Raw genomic sequence first — 18,104 nt, forward strand, 5'->3', positions numbered from 1 at the left:
TCATGTCCGCTGCTGCATCGTTCCGCGTCGAAAAAGATCTGTTGGGCACCCTGGAAGTACCTGCTGATGCTTACTACGGCATCCAGACCCTGCGCGCTGCCAACAACTTCCACCTCTCCGGTGTTCCGCTGTCGCACTACCCGAAACTGGTAGTGGGCCTGGCGATGGTCAAGCAGGCTGCTGCCGACGCCAACCGTGAGCTGGGGCACCTGAGCGATGCCAAACATGCTGCCATCAGCGCCGCCTGTGGCCGCCTGATCAAGGGCGACTACCACGAGCAGTTCGTGGTCGACATGATCCAGGGTGGTGCCGGTACGTCCACCAACATGAACGCGAACGAAGTCATCGCCAACATCGCGCTGGAGGCCATGGGCCACCAGAAGGGTGAGTATCAGTACCTGCACCCGAACAACGATGTGAACATGGCGCAGTCGACCAACGACGCCTACCCGACGGCCATTCGTCTGGGCCTGCTGCTGGGTCACGACGCCCTGCTGGCCAGCCTCGAAAGCCTGATCCAGGCGTTCGCCGCCAAAGGCAAGGAATTCGACCACGTACTGAAGATGGGCCGCACCCAGCTGCAGGACGCCGTGCCGATGACCCTGGGCCAGGAATTCCGTGCCTTCGCCACCACCATGACCGAAGACCTGCAGCGCCTGCGCTCGCTGGCGCCGGAGCTGCTGACCGAAATCAACCTGGGCGGCACCGCCATCGGCACCGGCATCAACGCCGACCCTGGCTACCAAGCCCTGGCCGTACAACGCCTGGCGATCATCAGCGGCCAGCCGCTGGTACCGGCTGCCGACCTGATCGAAGCCACCTCCGACATGGGTGCCTTCGTGCTGTTCTCCGGCATGCTCAAGCGCACCGCGGTCAAGCTGTCGAAGATCTGCAACGACCTGCGCCTGCTGTCCAGCGGCCCACGCACCGGCATCAACGAAATCAACCTGCCAGCGCGCCAGCCAGGCAGCTCGATCATGCCAGGCAAGGTCAACCCGGTGATCCCGGAAGCGGTCAACCAAGTCGCCTTCGCCATCATGGGCAACGACCTGGCCCTGACCGTCGCCGCCGAAGGTGGCCAACTGCAGCTGAACGTCATGGAGCCGCTGATCGCCTACAAGATCTTCGACTCGATCCGCCTGCTGCAACGCGCCATGGACATGCTGCGCGAGCACTGCATCGTCGGTATCACCGCCAACGAACAGCGCTGCCGTGAGCTGGTCGAACACTCGATCGGCCTGGTCACCGCCCTGAACCCATACATCGGCTACGAAAACGCCACCCGTATCGCCCGCGTTGCCCTGGAAACCGGCCGCGGCGTGCTTGAACTGGTGCGTGAAGAGAAGCTGCTGGACGAAGAAATGCTCAACGACATCCTGCGTCCGGAAAACATGATCGCGCCACGCTTGGTTCCGCTGAAGGCGTAACCCGGCTGCTGCCACACTGTCTCACCAGGTTAAGAGACTAGACACCTCTCAACCTTTCCAAGCCCGGGCTTATGCACCGGGCTTTTTTTTGCCTGCTGGCTTGCGCGGCGCTTGCCCTGCCGATACCGGTAGACGTGGGATCGGCCTGGTGCCGCAAAGGGGCTGCACAACCGCCTTTGAATATCGGCACACAACTTGCTCCATAATGTGTTCCAGGCTCACGGGATTACCCAGCATGCTGCACAGCCACCTGACCACCCTCAATGCGGTTTCGCTGATACTCAACGTCTTCCAGGCAGACGGTGCTGAGGCTTCGGCGCTGCTCGCCGGTAGCGGCATTGGCCCGGCAGACCTGGGGCACGCCGACGCGCGCATCACCACACAGCAGGAACTGCAAGTGTGTGCCAACGCCGTGGCCCGGCGCGAAGACATCGGCCTGGAGCTGGGCCAGCGCATGCATGTGTCGTGCTATGGCATGCTCGGTTACGCCCTGCTCTCCAGTGCCACTTTGGGTGACGCCCTGCGCCTGGCGCTGCAGTATCCGGCACTGCTGGGAACAGTCTTCTCGCTGCGCTTGCGCGACGACGGCCAACGCGTCTGGTTCAGCGCCAGCGAGTACCACGACAACCCGGCATTGAGCGCTTTCAATGCCGAGTTCTGCCTGGTCTCCTTGAAAGTCATCTGTGACGACCTGCTTGGCCGCCCGTTGCCGCTGCTAGGGGCACGCTTCGAGCACCCTCGGCCTGACTACCATGCACGCTATGCCGGTGCGTTCCAGTGCCCAGTGGTGTTTGCGGCGCAAGACAATGCCTTTGCGTTCGAGCGGCGCTGGCTGGATACGCCGCTGCCGTTGGCTGACCCGATTACCCACAAAGCCATGAGCGAACGCTGCCGGCGCCTGAACCTGGAATTCACGGGTCGCCAGGCCTGGCTGGGGCGGATTCGCCAGTTGCTCACGCAACAACTGGACGCCGCGCCAGGGCTGGACGGGCTGGCGCGGCAGATGAACTGCTCGTCGCGCACCCTGCGCCGGCATTTGCAGGCGCTGGGTAGCAGTTACCAGCAGTTGCTGGACGAACTGCGGTTCGAGCGGGCCAAGCAGTTGCTGACCGATGAGCAGATGCCAATCTACCGCATTGCCGAAACCCTGGGGTTCAGCGAGACGGCCAGTTTCCGGCATGCCTTCCAGCGCTGGAGCGGAGTAGCACCCAGTCATTTCCGCGGCTGACCTGTGCTGGCTTCTTCGCGGGCTCGCCCGCTCCCACAGGAACTGCACAAGCTCCGAGTACTGTGGGATACCTGTGGGAGCGGGCGAGCCCGCGAAGAAGCCAGCACAGGAAAACCAGGCCATAGAGCTTGGCCACATCGATCCCCTTTTGGCCAGTTGCGTCGTTCTCCGCCACTGGCCCACCGCTGAAAATGGTCCCACGCCAGTCCCCACCGGAGAACAACAATGCTGACGATCTATTCCGATGATCACCGCCTGCACCATGGCCGCTGCGAGCTGATCGACGGCAAGCTGATGCCGTGTTTCGAAATGCCCTCGCGCGCTGACCATGTGCTCGACCAGGTCAAAAAACGCAACCTCGGTGACATCCAGGGCCCTACCGACTTCGGCCGCGCACCCTTGCTGCGCATCCACAGCGCCGACTACCTGGACTTTTTCGAAGGCGCCTGGGCGCGCTGGGCGGCGCTGGGCCAGGAAGGCGACCTGCTGCCGTTCACCTGGCCTGCACGCACCTTGCGCCGGGTAAAACCTACCGGCCTGCACGGCGAGTTGGGCTATTACAGCTTCGATGCCGGCGCGCCAATCACCGCCGGCACCTGGCAGGCGGCCTACAGTGCCGCCCAGGTCGCCCTCACCGCCCAGGCAGCGATCCAGCAAGGCGCGCACAGCGCCTTTGCCCTGTGCCGCCCACCAGGGCACCACGCCGCTGGCGAGGTGATGGGTGGTTACTGCTACCTGAACAACGCCGCCATCGCCGCCCAGGCATTCCTCGACCAGGGCCGGCGCAAGGTTGCCATCCTCGATGTCGACTACCACCACGGCAATGGCACCCAGGACATCTTCTACCGCCGCAACGATGTGTTCTTCGCTTCGATCCACGGCGACCCGCAGGACGAATTCCCGTTCTTTCTCGGCTATGCCGACGAAACCGGCGAAGGCGCCGGTGAGGGCTGCAACATCAATTATCCGCTGCCCGCCGGCAGCGATTGGTCTGCCTGGAGCGCTGCCCTGGAAGAGGCTTGCCAGCGCATCGCCAGCTATGACGCCGACGTACTGGTGGTCTCCCTGGGTGTGGACACCTTCAAGGATGACCCGATCTCGCAATTCAAGCTCGACAGCCCTGACTACCTGGAAATGGGCACGCGTATCGGCCAGCTTGGCAAGCCGACCCTGTTCGTGATGGAAGGCGGCTACGCTGTGGAAGAAATTGGTATCAACGCAGTCAATGTGCTGGAAGGTTTCCAGCGCGCCCAGCCAGGAGCCCGGTAATGGTCCGACTCAGGCGTCTGCTCGCCCCGTTCATCGCTGCCACCCTGTTCACCGGTGCCCTGCAGGCGCACGCCGAGCAGCGCACCCTGCGAGTGTATAACTGGTTCGACTACATCACCCCGCAGACCTTGACCGATTTCCAGAAGGACAGCGGCGTCAAGCTGATCTACGACATCTTCGATACCAACGAAGCGCTGGAGGCCAAGTTGCTCACCGGCAACTCCGGCTATGACGTGGTGGTGCCGTCCAACGTATTCCTCGCCAAGCAGATCGAGGCCGGGGTGTTCCAGCCGCTGGATCGCAGCAAGCTGCCGAACTGGCAACACCTGGACCCTGCGCTGATGAAGCTGATCGAGGCCAACGACCCTGGCAACAAGTTTGCCGTGCCCTACATGTATGGCACCGTGCTGATCGGCTTCAACCCGGCCAAGGTCAAGGCCGCACTCGGCGATAACGCGCCGGTGGACAGCTGGGACCTGATCTTCAAGGAAGAGAACATCGCCAAGCTCAAGCAGTGCGGGGTAGCGCTGCTCGACTCGCCGTCGGAAATCCTGCCGCTGGCCCTGCAGTACCTCGGCCTGCCACCGAACAGCGACAAGCCGGCCGACTACAAGAAGGCCGAAGCGCTGATGCTGAAGATTCGCCCGTACATCACCTACTTCCACTCCTCGAAGTACATGGCTGACATGGCCAATGGGGATATCTGCGTGGCGGTGGGTTACAGCGGCAGCTTCTCGCAGGCTGCCAACCGCGCCCGCGAAGCGAAAAATGGTGTGACGGTCGACATGCGCCTGCCCAAGGAAGGCGCGCCGATCTGGTTCGACATGCTGGCGATTCCGAAGAATGCCGCCAACCCGGCAGACGCCCATGCATTCATCAACTACCTGCTGCGGCCCGAGGTAATTGCGCCGATCAGCGATTTTGTCGGCTACCCGAACCCCAACAAGGATGCCACCGACAAGGTGAGCCCTGCGATTCGCAACAACCCCAACCTGTACCCGACGGCGGAGGCGATGGCCAAGCTTTACACGCTCAAGCCGTTGCAGCGCGATGCCGAGCGGGCGCGAACCCGGGCCTGGACGCGGATCAAGTCGGGGACCTGACGCAGTTGGGGCTGCCTTGCAGCCCTTCGCGGGTGAACCCGCTCCTACAGGATATGCGCCGCACCTGAGACCACCCGGCCATACCTGTGGGGGCGGGTTTACCCGCGAAGAGGCAGGCAGCCTCAACCCTTGCGCCAAGCCTTGCGCAATTTCATCAATGCCGCGGCAATCTCACCTTCCGGCACCGCGGCAAACCCCAGCACCAGGCCAGCACGCTTATCCACAGGCACTTCGCTATCGGCCAGCCAGAAATTGCTCAACGCTGTCACTTCAACGCCGACTGCCTCTGCCTTGGCCACCAGCGCCTGTTCGCGGGCAAAGTTATCCACAGACACTTTCACGTGCAGCCCAGCGGCCACTGCGGGCATGCTACCCAACCCGGCAATATCCACAGGCCAGCCGGCCTTGAGCACATTGCGTCGGCTCAACGCCGCTTTGCGCATGCGGCGAATATGCCGCTGGAAATGCCCACGGGCCATGAACTCGGCCATCACGCACTGGCTGCTGACCTCCGAATGCCGTACTGCCAACGCCTTACCCTGGCTGAAGGCCTGTGCCAACTGCGCCGGCAATACCAGGTAACCCAAGCGCAGCGCCGGGAAGGCGATCTTGCCGAAAGTGCCCACGTACAACACCCGGCCGGCCCGGTCGAGTGCAGCCAGCGGGGCCAGGGGCGCGCCGCTGTAACGGTACTCGCCATCGTAGTCGTCCTCGATGATCCAGCCATCGTTGCGTTCTGCCCAGCCCAGCAACGCCAGGCGCCGGGCCAGGCTCATGGTTACCCCGGTCGGGTACTGATGGGCGGGCGTGACATAGGCCAACCGGCAACCCGGCAACTGGCCCAACCGTGCGCACTCCATACCCTCTTCATCCACCGGGACGCCGGCGACCTGAGCACCCGCCACTGAAAAGGCGTGCGCCGCCGCCCGGTAGCCCGGGTTTTCCACAGCCACCCTGTCGCCAGGCTGCAACAGCAACTGTGCACAAAGGCTTATGGCCTGCTGCGCGCCACTGGTGATCACTATTTGCTCAGCGGTACAGGTCAGCCCCCGCGAGCGGCGCAAGTAGGCAGCGATCAACTCGCGCAGTGCCGGTTCACCCGCCGGGTCGCCATAACCCAGCTGTGCAGGCGCAGGGTTACGCCAGAAACCCGCTTGCAGCTTGGCCCAAACGTCGAAGGGGAACAGATCGAAGGCAGGTATACCCACACGAAAAGCCCGCGGCGCGCCCTGGTTGGGGGGCGGCAGATGGTGATTTTTCAGGCGCTGCAAAGGCTCGCTCCAACCGTGCTGGCTGGATAAATCCTCAGTATTTTCAGGGCCGAATGTGGATAAACCTGTTGATAACCCCTGGTATAACCCTGTGGACAGTTGTGTGGATAGTTTTGGTAGCTGGGTTACGTAGGTGCCGTCACCCACTCGGCTTTCGATGTAGCCCTCCGCGTACAACTGGTCATACGCGCGCACAACGCTGTTGCGCGACAACCCCAGCACGGCTGCCAGGTCTCGGGTGGCAGGCAGCCGTGTGCCGCTGCACAGCCGCCCGTCCAGCACCCGCTCGCGTAGCGCCTGGTAAAGCTGCTGGCTCAACCCGCGGCGGCGATCAAGCGAAATCCCGGCCGGGTCGAAAGGCAGAATGAGGGGCTTCTCGTGCATGGCATTGGACCTATGAAAACAGGCAGTAATGGCTCTTATCCAGAACCATTAGCCTGCCTAGGATGGGAGCATTCGACAAGGACTCAGGCCATGTACAACAGTAAGCCACACCAGGAACACGACCTCGCCCGGCTGCAGCGGCACATGCTCGACACGCGTCTGGCCGTGCTGGTCAGCCATGGCGAGCAGGGCCTGCTGGCCACCCACTTGCCGGTGTTGCTCGACCCCGCAGAAGGCGAGTTCGGCACCGTGTATGCCCACTTGGCCAGGGCCAACCGGCAGTGGCAGGACCTGGCGCAGGGGGCCGAAGCGCTGCTGGTGTTTCCCGGGGCCGATGCCTATGTCAGCCCCGGCTACTACCCGAGCAAGGCCGAGAACCCCAAGGTGGTGCCAACCTGGAATTACCTGGCCGTGCACGCCTATGGGGTAGCCGACGTGATCCACGACGCCGAGCCATTGCTGGCGATAGTCAGCCGGCTTACCGACCGCCATGAGCACGGCCGCAGTGAGCCGTGGCAGGTGAGCGATGCGCCCGCCGACTATATAGACGGCATGCTCCGCGCCATTGTCGGCATTCGCCTGCCGATCCAGCGGTTGCAAGGCGCGCGCAAGCTGAGCCAGAACCGCGCTGAGCAGGACATTGCCGGCGTGCGCGAAAGCCTGAGCGCCAGCCCCGACCACCTGGACAATCAACTTGCCGCGCACATGCGCCTTCTGTGAAGGACTAGCCCAATGCCCAGCGTTACCCTGCGCCCCGTCACTGCTCAAGATCACGCCGCCTGGCATGCCTTGTGGCAGGCCTACCTACACTTCTACGAAACCGAACTGGCCGATGACGTCAGCCTCAGTACCTGGCAGCGCCTGCTCGACCCCAACGAGCCAACCCATTCGGCCCTGGCTTGGGTGGATGGCACGGCCGTGGGCATGGTCAACTTCATCTACCACCGCTCCAACTGGAGCATCGAAAATGCCTGCTACCTGCAGGACCTTTACGTGCACAGCGCAAAGCGGGGCCTGGGCATCGGCCGCCAGCTGATCGAACATGTCTATGCTGCAGCGAAGGCCGACAACTGCAACAAGGTGCACTGGCTGACCCACGAAACCAACGCCACCGCCATCAGCCTGTACGAACAGGTTGCCGAGCGCCCGGGCTTCATCCAATTCCGCAAAGGGTTGTAGGCCACATGACTGACGCACTGCACTGGAAACCCGCCGCATCCCCCAAGGCCGAGCCCATCGACGGGCGCTTCATCCGCCTGGAAAAACTCGACCCGGTGCGCCACGGCGGCGACCTTTGGGCTGCCCTGCAAGGCCCGGGCTCTGACCCGGTACTGTGGGATTACCTGCCCTACGGACCGTTTACCGAACGCGCTGACTTCGACCGCTGGCTGCAAGGTAACGCCGCCGGCCACGACCCGCTGTATTTCACCGTGATCGACCGCGCCAGCGGCATGGCTCAGGGCATTCTCAGCCTGATGTCGATCGTGCCTGACCATGGCCGCATCGAGATCGGCCACATCGCCTTCGGCGCGCCCATGCAGCGCACACCCAGGAGCACCGAGGCCGTCTACCTGCTGGCCAAGCTGAGCTTCGATCTCGGGAACCGCCGCCTGGAATGGAAGTGCAATAACGCCAATGCCCGCTCCAAGCGTGCAGCGCAGCGGTTCGGGTTCGTCTTTGAAGGGGTGTTCCGCAAGCACCTGGTGGTGAAGGACCACAACCGTGATACGGCGTGGTACTCGATTACCGATGATGAGTGGCCGCAGGTGGCGGCCGGCTTCGAGCGGTGGTTGAGTGCCGAGAACCAGCGCCCGCAAGGGCAGGCACGAACGCTTGAGGCCTGCCGCAGGAACTGACCCTGCACAACCGATCACGGGCTCACGGGCCTGTGATCGGTGCAGTGGCTTACCTGATCAGACTCGCGCGCCTGACGACCCCCATCTGCAAGCCAAATGGCTTGAACACGGCGTTCAACGAGTTCAGCGTGGGGTTACCACCGCCCTGCTCGATCTGGATCAGCGTACGCACGGAAATCTTGCACATGCGTGCAAACTGAGTCTGCTGCATCTTCGCCACCTCCACACGCAGCCGCCGCACGGCAGCACCCAGCTCAAGACTGCCGTTGGCGATCCCTTCGCGTACTCCGTCGATCAGTAGCCCACGGGCATCGATGGAAACCGTCATGCCAACCCCCATTCAGCCATCCGGCGCTCAAGCCTGCCCAGCACAATTGCCGGGTGATTCATCACCGCATCAGGCAGCCCTAGGGCGGACAAGATATCCGGCAATGCCAACAGGTGCCGGGCATCCAGCCGCAGACGCTCAAAAGCTTCGCCCGGGTCGACAAATTCGGTCAGTGCAGTACAGGCAGCCTGCCAGTCGATATCGCCAGCCCGCTCTATCGAGGCTGGCCACTTCGTCGTTCGCGTTATCCCTTCCTGATCCATCACCATCGGTGCAAGGTCGTAGATCGGTGCGAGGCGCACGGTGTCACGGGTACGGATGATTGCAGTGTTACGTCCGTGGTTATCGGCATTACCCAAGATCTTGTTGATCAGGTCGCGCCGCAGATAATCGGCAACCAGGTCAGGCAGCTGTCTCCCCTGCCCGGCCAGTTTCCACAACCCGGCAAGCGCCTCAATCGCCTCCAGGTGCCCCATTCGGCTGCCAGGCTCGGTCACGCCACACAGGGAGTACATCGACTCCACAGCAAAGCGTTGCACACCCTGCGCGCAAACCTGCCGGTCGAAGCGTTCCAGCCACAGGCTGGGCTTGGTGCCTTCTTCCAGCGCCATGTATTCAGTGGCCACCGTTTCGATGCCAAGCTGCTGCAACGCCTTGTAGTAGAGATACTCGGCCCGCAGTATCTGCTGATCATCAGCCAGTGCCTGGTTCCTGGCGAACTTGATGAACCAGTGACGCCGGGCACGTTCATCCGCCAGCACCGCGTCCGGATACAACAGGCCGTTTTCTGCCTCGGTCATCAACAGCTTTGGCGCCTCCCCACCGGCGCCTGTCGCGCCACCAATGGCAGCACCTCGCTCATAGGCGTATTCGAGAAACCGTTGATCGCGGGTGATCACATCCTGACGGGCAAACCCGATGGGGTCGGCATAATCCAGTAGCTCATCCGACTCCTTGATGCGCAGGTTGCCGATGGGCGCCGGAGTGGACCGCCCCAGGAGAAACAGGTCATCCCCCATGCCTTCTGGTTTCTCACGGCCGATATGCCGGAGCAGGAAGCGCTTGGCGGCACCGGCGGGTGCGATGTCGTAAAGGAACGCGGGAGCATGCTGCAGACGATGAGAACCAAAATCCACCGGCAGCCTCGCGCTTGCCGCCTGGCAGAACAGGCTGTCGTATGCCTCCAGGTGGGTTTTGACGTACTCGGAGGTATAGCCGAACTCGCAGGGGCTGGAGAGGCCCTTTTCAGGCTCGACAAAGGCGATGGCCACAGCATCATGCCACTGCGCCTGATCATGGAGTTGAAGCGTGAGTCTGTACATGGTTCACCTGCAATTTACCGCATGCGGACAACCGACTCGGTCGATGAATCTGCATCATAGTGCAGAATCCATGATGCTTCAGTCTAAATTCTGCAATTTAATGCAGACATGGCCAAACATTCACGCTATTCCTGCATTAAAATGCATATTCGACCCCAAAAAAAGGGGAGCATTCGCTCCCCAGAGGTAAACCGCTTGTAGATGAGGGCCTGTATCAGCCCTCGATCTCGATCAGGATCTCGCCCGGTGTAACGCGATCGCCCTTGGCCACGTGGATGGCTACGACCTTGCCGGCGATGGCCGCCTGCACTTCGGTCTCCATCTTCATGGCTTCGGTGATCAGCACCGCCTGGCCGGCCTTGACTATGTCACCTTCCTTGACCAGCACATCGACGATGTTGCCGGGCATGGTGGTGCTGACGTGGCCTGGGGCACTGGCCTGCTTGCGCTTGCTGCTGCCGCCGCCGACAAACTCGTTGAGCGGCTCGAACACCACCTCTTCCGGCATGCCATCGATCGACAGGTAGAAGTGGCGTTTGCCTTCGGCCTTCACACCCACACCGGTGATGTCGACGCGGTAGGTTTCACCGTGCACATCGATGACGAACTCGGTCGGTACGCCTTCACCGCTTGGGGCGGCAGCCACACCGGCTTCCGGAATCGGCAGCAGGGCTTCCGGGGTCAGGGTGCCGGCTTCGCGCTCTTCGAGGAATTTGCGCCCGATATCCGGGAACATGGCGAAGGTCAGCACGTCTTCTTCGCACCGGGCCAAGGCACCGATATCGCCACGCAGCTTGGTCATCTCCGGCTTGAGCAGATCGGCCGGGCGCACGTCGATCACCTCTTCGCTGCCGATGGCCTGGCGGCGCAACTGCTCGTTGACCACGCCCGGGGCCTTGCCGTAGCCACCCTGCAGGTAAAGCTTCACCTCGTTGGTGATGGTCTTGTAACGCTCGCCGGCCAGCACGTTGAAGAACGCCTGGGTACCGACAATCTGCGAGGTCGGGGTGACCAGCGGCGGGAAGCCAAGGTCTTCGCGGACCCGCGGAATCTCGGCCAGCACTTCGTTCATGCGGTTGAGGGCGCCCTGCTCCTTGAGCTGGTTGGCCAGGTTGGAAATCATCCCGCCGGGAACCTGGTTGACCTGCACGCGAGTATCCACCGCGGTGAATTCGCTTTCGAACTGGTGGTATTTCTTGCGCACCGCGTAGAAGTACAGGCCGATTTCCTGCAACAGCTCCAAGTCCAGACCGGTGTCGAACTCACTGCCCTTGAGCGCAGCGACCATCGACTCGGTACCTGGGTGGCTGGTGCCCCAGGCGAAGCTGGAAATGGCGGTGTCGATGTGATCGGCGCCATTTTCCACTGCCTTGAGCTGGCACATGGCAGCCAGGCCAGCCGTGTCGTGGGAGTGGATGAACACCGGCAGCGACTGCTCGGCCTTCAGGGCCTTGACCAGTTCACCGGTGGCGAACGGCGTCAGCAAGCCGGCCATGTCCTTGATCGCGATCGAGTCGCAACCCATGGCCTCCATCTGCTTGGCCTGGTTCACGAAGGCTTCGATGGTGTGCACCGGGCTGACGGTGTAGGCAACGGTGCCCTGGGCATGCTTGCCAGCGGCCTTGACCGCTTCGATGGCCACGCGCAGGTTACGCACGTCGTTCATGGCGTCGAAAATACGGAATACATCGATGCCGTTGACCGCGGCCTTGGCAACGAAGGCCCTGACCACGTCGTCGCTGTAGTGGCGGTAGCCCAGCAGGTTCTGGCCGCGCAGCAGCATTTGCAGGCGGGTGTTGGGCAGCGCAGCGCGCAGCTTGCGCAAGCGCTCCCACGGGTCTTCCTTGAGGAAGCGCACGCAGGCGTCGAAGGTGGCACCGCCCCACACTTCCAGCGACCAGTAGCCGACCTTGTCGAGCTTTTCGCAGATCGGCAGCATGTCTTCGGTACGCATGCGGGTGGCCAGCAAGGACTGATGGGCGTCGCGCAGGATCGTGTCGGTTACGTGAATTTTCTTGGACATTGTTATCTCCTCGTAGCGGCAAGCTTCAAGCTACAAGCTGCAAGAAAAGCTGATCTGCTTCTACTTGCAGCTTGCCGCTTACAGCTTGCTGCTGCATTCATAGGCCTGCGTGGGCGGCGATGGCAGCGGCGATGGCCAGGGCCAGCTCTTCGGGTTTGCGCTTGATCGAGTAGTTGGTCAGTTCAGGGTGGCTTTCGACGAAGCTGGTGTTGAACTGGCCGCTACGGAATTCCGGGTTACGCAAAATTTCCTGGTAGTACGCAGCGGTGGTTTTCACCCCTTGCACACGCATGTCATCCAGGGCCCGCAGGCCACGGTCCATGGCTTCTTCCCAGGTCAGCGCCCAGACCACCAGTTTCAAGCACATGGAGTCGTAGAACGGTGGAATGGTGTAGCCGGTATAAATCGCCGTGTCGGTGCGCACGCCCGGGCCGCCAGGGGCGTAGTAACGGGTGATCTTGCCAAAGCTGGGCAGGAAGTTGTTCTTCGGGTCTTCGGCGTTGATACGGAACTGCAACGCATAGCCGCGGTGGTGAATGTCTTCCTGCTTCACCGACAACGGCAGGCCCGAAGCAATGCGGATCTGTTCACGAACGATGTCGATGCCGGTGATTTCCTCGGTGATGGTGTGCTCCACCTGCACCCGGGTGTTCATTTCCATGAAGTACACCTCGCCATCGGCGAGCAGGAACTCCACGGTGCCGGCGTTTTCGTAGTCCACTGCCTTGGCTGCGCGCACCGCGAGGTCACCGATGTAGGCGCGCTGCTCGGGGGTGAGCTGTGGGCTTGGGGCGATTTCGATGAGCTTCTGGTTGCGGCGCTGGATCGAGCAGTCGCGCTCGAACAGGTGCACCACATTGCCGAAGCTGTCACCGAGAATCTGCGCCTCGATGTGCTTGGGGTTGACGATGCATTTTTCCAGGAACACTTCGGCCGAGCCAAATGCCTTGGTTGCCTCCGAAATGACCCGCGGGAAGTTCTGTTCCAGTTCTTCACGGCTGTTGCAACGGCGGATACCCCGGCCACCGCCCCCCGAAGTGGCCTTGAGCATGACCGGGTAACCGATGCGGTCACCTTCGCTCAGGGCTTCGTGGATATCGGCAACGTTACCTTCGGTGCCCGGGGTTACCGGCACACCGGCGGCGATCATGGTACGGCGTGCTTCGGTCTTGTCGCCCATGCGGCGAATCACGTCGGCGGCCGGGCCAATGAACTTGATTCCGCGTTCGGCGCAAATTTCTGCCAGCTCGGCATTTTCCGACAGGAAGCCATAGCCCGGGTGCAGGGCATCGCAACCGGTTTCCACCGCCAGGTTCACCAGTTTGCGCGGGTTCAGGTAACCGGCCAGCGGCTCGGCACCAATGCTGTGCGCCTCGTCGGCACGCTTGACGTGCAGGGCGTGGCGGTCGGCGTCGGAATAGATCGCTACCGAGCGAATGCCCATCTCGGCGCATGCACGCACGATCCGAACTGCAATTTCACCTCGGTTGGCGATCAGGATTTTTTTTATCACTGGAGTCTTCCCAAAGCCGTAGGAACAGTCGAGCCGGTTCTACCGGTCGGCGCGTGACCAGACGTTGGCTGGCCAGTCGCGTATTCACCCTAGCGCCGTGGGTTGATAAACAAAAATCAATATTTGTTAGGGGCTGTATTAGCAAAAGCTTATAGTTGGGTAACAAGGTATTGCCGATGAGCCGACGAATATGCGTAAGTCCTTGATGCGTATGACTTTACGTCAACTACAGATCTTTAACGAAGTATGTGATTTGCGGTCGTACAGCCGCGCTGCGGAAGAAATGGCGCTCACACAACCCGCCGTTAGTCTACAAATCCGGCAGCTCGAAGAGCTGATTGGCCAGCCACTGTTCGAGTACGTTGGCAAGAAGCTCTACCTGACCGAAGCAGCCGAGGCCCTGCAGCGTGCCAGCCGCGATATCTTCGGCCGGCTGGAAAGCCTGGACATGCAGCTGTCGGACATGCAGGGCTCATTGCAGGGTCAATTGAAGCTGGCGGTCGAGTCCAGTGCCAAGTACTTCGTTCCGCACCTGTTCGCGGCCTTCAAGCAACGCCACCCGGAGGTCAACCTGACCTTGACGGTGGTCAACCGTGCCCAGGCCATTCGGCGGCTTTCCGACAACCGCGATGACCTGATCATCATGTCAATGGTGCCGCAGGACATGGGCCTGGAGTTTCTGCCCTTCCTCAACAACCCGATCGTGGCCGTGGCGCCGCCACAGCATCCGCTGTGCAAGCTGGAGCAGCTGCGCCTGCAAGATCTGGAACCGCATACCTTGCTGGTCCGCGAGCAGGGCTCAGGAACGCGCAAAGCATGCGAGGAGTACTTCAAGGACAAGCGCGTGCATTTCACCCAGACCCTGGAAGTGGCGTCGGCCGATGCCCAACGCGAATGCGTGATCGCGGGTCTGGGGGTAGCCTTGCTGACCCGCCACGCGGTGAACCTGGAACTGGCCACTGGCGTGCTGACCGAACTGCCGGTGGAAGAGCTGCCCCTGTACCGCAGCTGGTGCGTGGTACAGGCCAAGGCCAAGCGCCAGTCGCCGGTAGCCTTGGCCTTTCTGGCGTTCATCCGCGGCGAACGTGCGCTGATCAGCGGGCTTGTTGAGCGTTTTTCGGGGAGACTGCCGCAGACGCCTGCCACACCGTGAGCGCTTGCAGGTCTGGGTAGTCCGCCAGTTCGCGGAGCAATTGACGCTGGTCGCAATAGCTTTCGATCGCCCGCCGATATTCCATGCGGCGCTGATCCTTTTCCTGCTGCTTGCGAGCCTTGGCGTTGGGTTGGTACGTACCGTCGAAGTCACGAGCCATTGCCTGTCTCCCAGTTAGGATGCGGGAGCTTCAGACTGGCCTGGCAGGTTTACGGTTTAGCGGTGAAATGGTGACAAAACAGTGAAATCTGCTTTGCCGGTGCCGGCCCCTTCGCGGGCTTGCCCGCTCCCACAGGCATCGCGCCAATTGCAAAAGGTGCACAGTACCTGTGGGAGCGGGCGCGCCCGCGAAGAGGCCGGTACAGATTGAATTCAGTCGTCTGTAGCCTTGATCGACTTGGGCGACAAACGCAGGCTGCGCAAACTGCGTTTCACGCTTTTCAGGTGGTTGACCAGGCTCGGCCCACGCGCCATGGCCACACCCATGGCCAGCACGTCGATCACCACCAGGTGGGCAATGCGCGAGGTCAACGGGGTATAGATTTCGGTGTCTTCATGCACGTCGATCGCCAGGTTGACCGTCGACAATTCGGCCAGCGGCGTCTGGCTGGGGCACAGGGTAATCAGGTTGGCCCCGCTCTCGCGCACCAGGTTGGCGGTGATCAGCAGGTCCTTGGAGCGGCCGGACTGGGAGATACACACGGCCACATCGCCCGGCTTCAAGGTCACCGCCGACATGGCCTGCATGTGCGGGTCGGAATACGCCGCCGCGCTCAGCAGCAGGCGAAAGAACTTGTGCTGGGCATCTGCCGCTACAGCCCCCGAGGCACCAAAGCCGTAGAACTCCACACGCTGGGCCTGCGCCATGGCGCTCACCGCCTGCTGCAGCGCCAGCGGGTCGAGGTGCTCGCGCACCTCCATCAGGGTGTGCAGGGTAGTGTCGAAGATTTTCAGGCTGTAGTCGGCGACCGAGTCGTCTTCGTGGATGGCGAACTGGCCGAAGCTGGCCCCGGCGGCCAGGCTCTGCGCCAGCTTCAGCTTCAGGTCCTGAAAGCCCGTGCAACCAATGGCCCGGCAGAAACGCACGATGGTGGGTTCGCTGATACCTACGCTGTGCGCCAGGTCGGCCATGGAGCTGTGCATGACGGCAGCCGGGTCGAGCAGCACGTGGTCGGCCACTTTGAGTTCCGATTTGCGCAGCAGGTGGCGCGATTGGGCGATATGTTGCAACAGATTCACGGGCTGGACTCGGTTATGATCGGCTGGCCGGGTTGTAGCTTTCTTGTAGTTATACTACATGGACGCCAACCCGCCCAGTTAAACGAACGTGGAGAGTGGTGGTTTGACTATTCCTTGCGACATTCTGGTATTCGGCGGCACCGGCGATCTGGCCCTGCACAAACTGCTTCCGGCGCTCTACCACCTGTTCCGCGAGGCCCGCCTCAACCCAGCAGTACGCGTCATCGCACTGGCCCGCCGCAACCTGCCACGCAATGACTACCTGAAGCTCGCCGAGCGCCACTGCCGGGCACAGGTTGCCCGCACCGACTTTGACGAAGAAGTGTGGCAGCGTTTTTCCGCACGCCTCGATTACTTCCCCATGGACGCGTCGCAGAGCGCCGATTTCGGCCGCCTGGCGCGCTACCTGGGCGAACCCGGCGGGCTCACGCGCATCTTTTACCTGGCCACCGCACCCAAGCTGTTCGTCCCCATTGCCAACCACCTGCACACGGCCGGCCTGGCCGATGGCGAAGCGCGCATCGTGCTGGAGAAGCCGATCGGCCACTCGCTGGAATCGGCCACCGCCATCAACGAGGCGATTGGCGCGGTGTTCGAAGAAACCCAGGTATTCCGTATCGACCACTACCTGGGCAAGGAAACCGTGCAGAACCTGATGGCGCTGCGCTTTGCCAACGCCCTGCTGGAGCCGGTGTGGCGCAACAACCAGGTCGATCACGTGCAAATCAGCGTGTGCGAAACCCTGGGTATAGAGAACCGCGGCGGCTATTACGACAAGGCTGGCGCGATCCGCGACATGCTGCAAAACCATTTGCTGCAGTTGCTGTGCCTGGTGGCCATGGAGCCACCCGCGCAGTTCGAGGCCGAAGCGGTACGCGACGAAAAAGTGAAGATACTGCGCGCACTCAAGCCGATCACTGGCCAGGACGTGCAGGACAAGACGGTCCGCGGCCAATATGGCCCGGGGCGCATCGGCGGCCAGGAAGTGCCGGCCTATTACTTCGAAAAAGACGTCGACAATGACAGCGACACCGAAACGTTCATCGCCATCGAGGCACACATCGACAACTGGCGCTGGGCCGGCGTGCCGTTTTACCTGCGCACGGGCAAGCGCATGGCACGGCGCTCGTCGCAAATCGTCATTCAGTTCAAGCCGGTGCCCCATGAGCTGTTCAACGGTGGCCAGGTGAACCAGCTGTTGATCCAGCTGCAACCAGAGGAACGCATCAGCCTGCGCATGATGACCAAAAGCCCTGGCAAGGGCATGCGCCTAGAGCCGGTCGACCTCGACCTGAACCTGGCCCAGGTTTTCAGCCAGACGCGCCGCTGGGAGGCTTACGAGCGCCTGTTACTGGATGTGCTGGAGGGCGACTCCACGCTGTTCATGCGCCGTGATGAAGTTGAAGCCGCCTGGGCCTGGATCGACCCCGTGATCAAGGGCTGTGAAGAACACTTCCAGGCCCCACGCCCGTATGCGGCTGGCAGCAACGGGCCAGAGCAGGCTAACAGCCTGCTGGCACGCCATGGCAGGGTCTGGCATAGCTGAAAAGTTTCACGCTGTGGCTGGGCTGGGGCTTGTTGCACGCTCTGGTCGGAAGGCGCATTTCGCCCTTCGCACTAATGGAGCTGCAGACATGATCAACAGCAAGAACTGGAAAGCCCAACATGACAGAATGCCCCCAGGGGCGCGGGTGCGGGTTGCAGGTACGGTCACCGTTGCCAACCCTGGCGTCGACCCCGTGCTGGTCAAGCGCGACGGGCAACCGGGTACCCTGGCCCTGGACCTGGAATTGAAATCGGAAGGCGGCAGCTTCATCCAGATGTTGTGTGACAAGGAGGTGCATTTCGAGATGCCAACCGGCGCTGAAGCCATCGCCAGCGTGGAGATTTTCCACGAAGGCACGCTGCTTGCACAAATCGACGAAATCCTGATCACTGCTTGATTTCGCTGACAACCGCCACGTCAGCTTGCACGCCCGGCGTGGCGG

General features: G+C 62.0%; 17 protein-coding genes. 10 read left to right on the forward strand and 7 right to left on the reverse strand.

Going from position 1 to position 18,104, the window contains the following annotated elements; genetic code table 11:
* The first annotated feature begins 2 nt into the window (after window positions 1-2).
* The 4 genes from aspA (at window position 3) to GEV39_RS24950 (ending at window position 5,027) form a co-directional block, all read left to right on the forward strand.
* On the forward strand, window positions 3-1,427 hold the full coding sequence (gene aspA / locus GEV39_RS24935) for an aspartate ammonia-lyase (protein WP_173891591.1): 1,425 nt from the start codon (window positions 3-5) through the stop codon (window positions 1,425-1,427).
* A 235-nt stretch (window positions 1,428-1,662) separates the two neighbouring features.
* Window positions 1,663-2,655 (forward strand): AraC family transcriptional regulator, encoded by a 993-nt coding sequence (locus GEV39_RS24940; RefSeq protein WP_173891592.1) that lies wholly within the window; start codon window positions 1,663-1,665, stop codon window positions 2,653-2,655.
* Window positions 2,656-2,880: 225 nt separating this feature from the next.
* Window positions 2,881-3,924, forward strand: a complete 1,044-nt coding sequence (locus tag GEV39_RS24945) for a histone deacetylase family protein (RefSeq protein WP_173891593.1) — start codon at window positions 2,881-2,883, stop codon at window positions 3,922-3,924.
* Entirely contained in the window at window positions 3,924-5,027 is a 1,104-nt protein-coding gene (locus GEV39_RS24950; protein WP_054904323.1) for a polyamine ABC transporter substrate-binding protein, read from the forward strand. Before GEV39_RS24945 ends, GEV39_RS24950 begins: the two co-directional genes overlap by 1 nt.
* 122 nt (window positions 5,028-5,149) lie before the next feature.
* On the opposite strand, the gene pdxR is transcribed toward GEV39_RS24950, so the two are convergent.
* Entirely contained in the window at window positions 5,150-6,682 is a 1,533-nt protein-coding gene (gene pdxR, locus GEV39_RS24955; protein WP_173891594.1) for a MocR-like pyridoxine biosynthesis transcription factor PdxR, read from the reverse strand.
* Window positions 6,683-6,772: 90 nt separating this feature from the next.
* Between pdxR and GEV39_RS24960 the strand changes: the two genes are divergently transcribed.
* From GEV39_RS24960 to GEV39_RS24970, 3 genes are read left to right on the forward strand one after another with little or no spacing between them, the layout of a single operon-like run.
* On the forward strand, window positions 6,773-7,402 hold the full coding sequence (locus GEV39_RS24960) for an FMN-binding negative transcriptional regulator (RefSeq protein WP_173891595.1): 630 nt from the start codon (window positions 6,773-6,775) through the stop codon (window positions 7,400-7,402).
* Window positions 7,403-7,414: 12 nt separating this feature from the next.
* On the forward strand, window positions 7,415-7,861 hold the full coding sequence (locus GEV39_RS24965; protein WP_173891596.1) for a GNAT family N-acetyltransferase: 447 nt from the start codon (window positions 7,415-7,417) through the stop codon (window positions 7,859-7,861).
* A gap of 5 nt (window positions 7,862-7,866) precedes the next feature.
* Window positions 7,867-8,538, forward strand: coding sequence for a GNAT family N-acetyltransferase (locus tag GEV39_RS24970; protein ID WP_173891597.1), 672 nt, complete (start codon window positions 7,867-7,869; stop codon window positions 8,536-8,538).
* Window positions 8,539-8,587: 49 nt separating this feature from the next.
* On the opposite strand, the gene GEV39_RS24975 is transcribed toward GEV39_RS24970, so the two are convergent.
* The 4 genes from GEV39_RS24975 to GEV39_RS24990 form a co-directional block, all read right to left on the reverse strand.
* Window positions 8,588-8,866 carry a helix-turn-helix domain-containing protein gene (locus GEV39_RS24975; RefSeq protein WP_009684487.1) on the reverse strand — a complete coding sequence of 93 codons (279 nt, stop codon included), beginning with the start codon at window positions 8,864-8,866 and terminating at the stop codon, window positions 8,588-8,590.
* Window positions 8,863-10,188 (reverse strand): type II toxin-antitoxin system HipA family toxin, encoded by a 1,326-nt coding sequence (locus tag GEV39_RS24980; RefSeq protein ID WP_173891598.1) that lies wholly within the window; start codon window positions 10,186-10,188, stop codon window positions 8,863-8,865. The genes GEV39_RS24975 and GEV39_RS24980 overlap by 4 nt, the downstream gene beginning before the upstream one ends.
* Before the next feature lie 214 nt (window positions 10,189-10,402).
* The gene (gene oadA / locus GEV39_RS24985; protein WP_173891599.1) at window positions 10,403-12,211 is read right to left on the reverse strand and encodes a sodium-extruding oxaloacetate decarboxylase subunit alpha; all 1,809 of its coding nucleotides are present in this window, start codon (window positions 12,209-12,211) and stop codon (window positions 10,403-10,405) included.
* A 97-nt stretch (window positions 12,212-12,308) separates the two neighbouring features.
* Window positions 12,309-13,724, reverse strand: a complete 1,416-nt coding sequence (locus GEV39_RS24990) for an acetyl-CoA carboxylase biotin carboxylase subunit (RefSeq protein WP_009684483.1) — start codon at window positions 13,722-13,724, stop codon at window positions 12,309-12,311.
* A 205-nt stretch (window positions 13,725-13,929) separates the two neighbouring features.
* Here GEV39_RS24990 and GEV39_RS24995 point away from each other — a divergent pair, with 205 nt between their 5' ends.
* Window positions 13,930-14,877 carry a LysR family transcriptional regulator gene (locus GEV39_RS24995; RefSeq protein WP_161891643.1) on the forward strand — a complete coding sequence of 316 codons (948 nt, stop codon included), beginning with the start codon at window positions 13,930-13,932 and terminating at the stop codon, window positions 14,875-14,877.
* On the opposite strand, the gene GEV39_RS25000 is transcribed toward GEV39_RS24995, so the two are convergent.
* Together GEV39_RS25000 and hexR are read right to left on the reverse strand one after the other, a co-directional pair.
* Window positions 14,819-15,037, reverse strand: a complete 219-nt coding sequence (locus GEV39_RS25000) for a PA3496 family putative envelope integrity protein (protein WP_173891600.1) — start codon at window positions 15,035-15,037, stop codon at window positions 14,819-14,821. The genes GEV39_RS24995 and GEV39_RS25000 overlap by 59 nt on opposite strands.
* 212 nt (window positions 15,038-15,249) lie before the next feature.
* Window positions 15,250-16,116, reverse strand: a complete 867-nt coding sequence (gene hexR / locus GEV39_RS25005; RefSeq protein WP_009683527.1) for a transcriptional regulator HexR — start codon at window positions 16,114-16,116, stop codon at window positions 15,250-15,252.
* 103 nt (window positions 16,117-16,219) lie between these two features.
* Between hexR and zwf the strand changes: the two genes are divergently transcribed.
* Together zwf and GEV39_RS25015 are read left to right on the forward strand one after the other, a co-directional pair.
* Window positions 16,220-17,662: a glucose-6-phosphate dehydrogenase gene (zwf, locus tag GEV39_RS25010; protein WP_173891601.1), complete on the forward strand. Its 1,443-nt coding sequence runs from the start codon at window positions 16,220-16,222 to the stop codon at window positions 17,660-17,662.
* 88 nt (window positions 17,663-17,750) lie between these two features.
* Entirely contained in the window at window positions 17,751-18,059 is a 309-nt protein-coding gene (locus GEV39_RS25015; protein WP_173891602.1) for a hypothetical protein, read from the forward strand.
* The last annotated feature ends 45 nt before the right edge of the window (window positions 18,060-18,104 follow it).

Origin of the sequence: Pseudomonas sp. NY5710, from assembly GCF_013305665.1 — a bacterium.
Classification (GTDB): domain Bacteria; phylum Pseudomonadota; class Gammaproteobacteria; order Pseudomonadales; family Pseudomonadaceae; genus Aquipseudomonas; species Aquipseudomonas juntendi.

Excerpts from the sequence above, each read along its gene's own strand:
- aspA (WP_173891591.1), top strand. The coding sequence starts at position 3 with ATGTCCGCTGCTGCATCGTTCCGCGTCGAAAAAGATCTGTTGGGCACC.
- GEV39_RS24940 (WP_173891592.1), top strand. The coding sequence starts at position 1,663 with ATGCTGCACAGCCACCTGACCACCCTCAATGCGGTTTCGCTGATACTC.
- GEV39_RS24945 (WP_173891593.1), top strand. The coding sequence starts at position 2,881 with ATGCTGACGATCTATTCCGATGATCACCGCCTGCACCATGGCCGCTGC.
- GEV39_RS24950 (WP_054904323.1), top strand. The coding sequence starts at position 3,924 with ATGGTCCGACTCAGGCGTCTGCTCGCCCCGTTCATCGCTGCCACCCTG.
- pdxR (WP_173891594.1), bottom strand. The coding sequence starts at position 6,682 with ATGCACGAGAAGCCCCTCATTCTGCCTTTCGACCCGGCCGGGATTTCG.
- GEV39_RS24960 (WP_173891595.1), top strand. The coding sequence starts at position 6,773 with ATGTACAACAGTAAGCCACACCAGGAACACGACCTCGCCCGGCTGCAG.
- GEV39_RS24965 (WP_173891596.1), top strand. The coding sequence starts at position 7,415 with ATGCCCAGCGTTACCCTGCGCCCCGTCACTGCTCAAGATCACGCCGCC.
- GEV39_RS24970 (WP_173891597.1), top strand. The coding sequence starts at position 7,867 with ATGACTGACGCACTGCACTGGAAACCCGCCGCATCCCCCAAGGCCGAG.
- GEV39_RS24975 (WP_009684487.1), bottom strand. The coding sequence starts at position 8,866 with ATGACGGTTTCCATCGATGCCCGTGGGCTACTGATCGACGGAGTACGC.
- GEV39_RS24980 (WP_173891598.1), bottom strand. The coding sequence starts at position 10,188 with ATGTACAGACTCACGCTTCAACTCCATGATCAGGCGCAGTGGCATGAT.
- oadA (WP_173891599.1), bottom strand. The coding sequence starts at position 12,211 with ATGTCCAAGAAAATTCACGTAACCGACACGATCCTGCGCGACGCCCAT.
- GEV39_RS24995 (WP_161891643.1), top strand. The coding sequence starts at position 13,930 with ATGCGTATGACTTTACGTCAACTACAGATCTTTAACGAAGTATGTGAT.
- GEV39_RS25000 (WP_173891600.1), bottom strand. The coding sequence starts at position 15,037 with ATGGCTCGTGACTTCGACGGTACGTACCAACCCAACGCCAAGGCTCGC.
- GEV39_RS25015 (WP_173891602.1), top strand. The coding sequence starts at position 17,751 with ATGATCAACAGCAAGAACTGGAAAGCCCAACATGACAGAATGCCCCCA.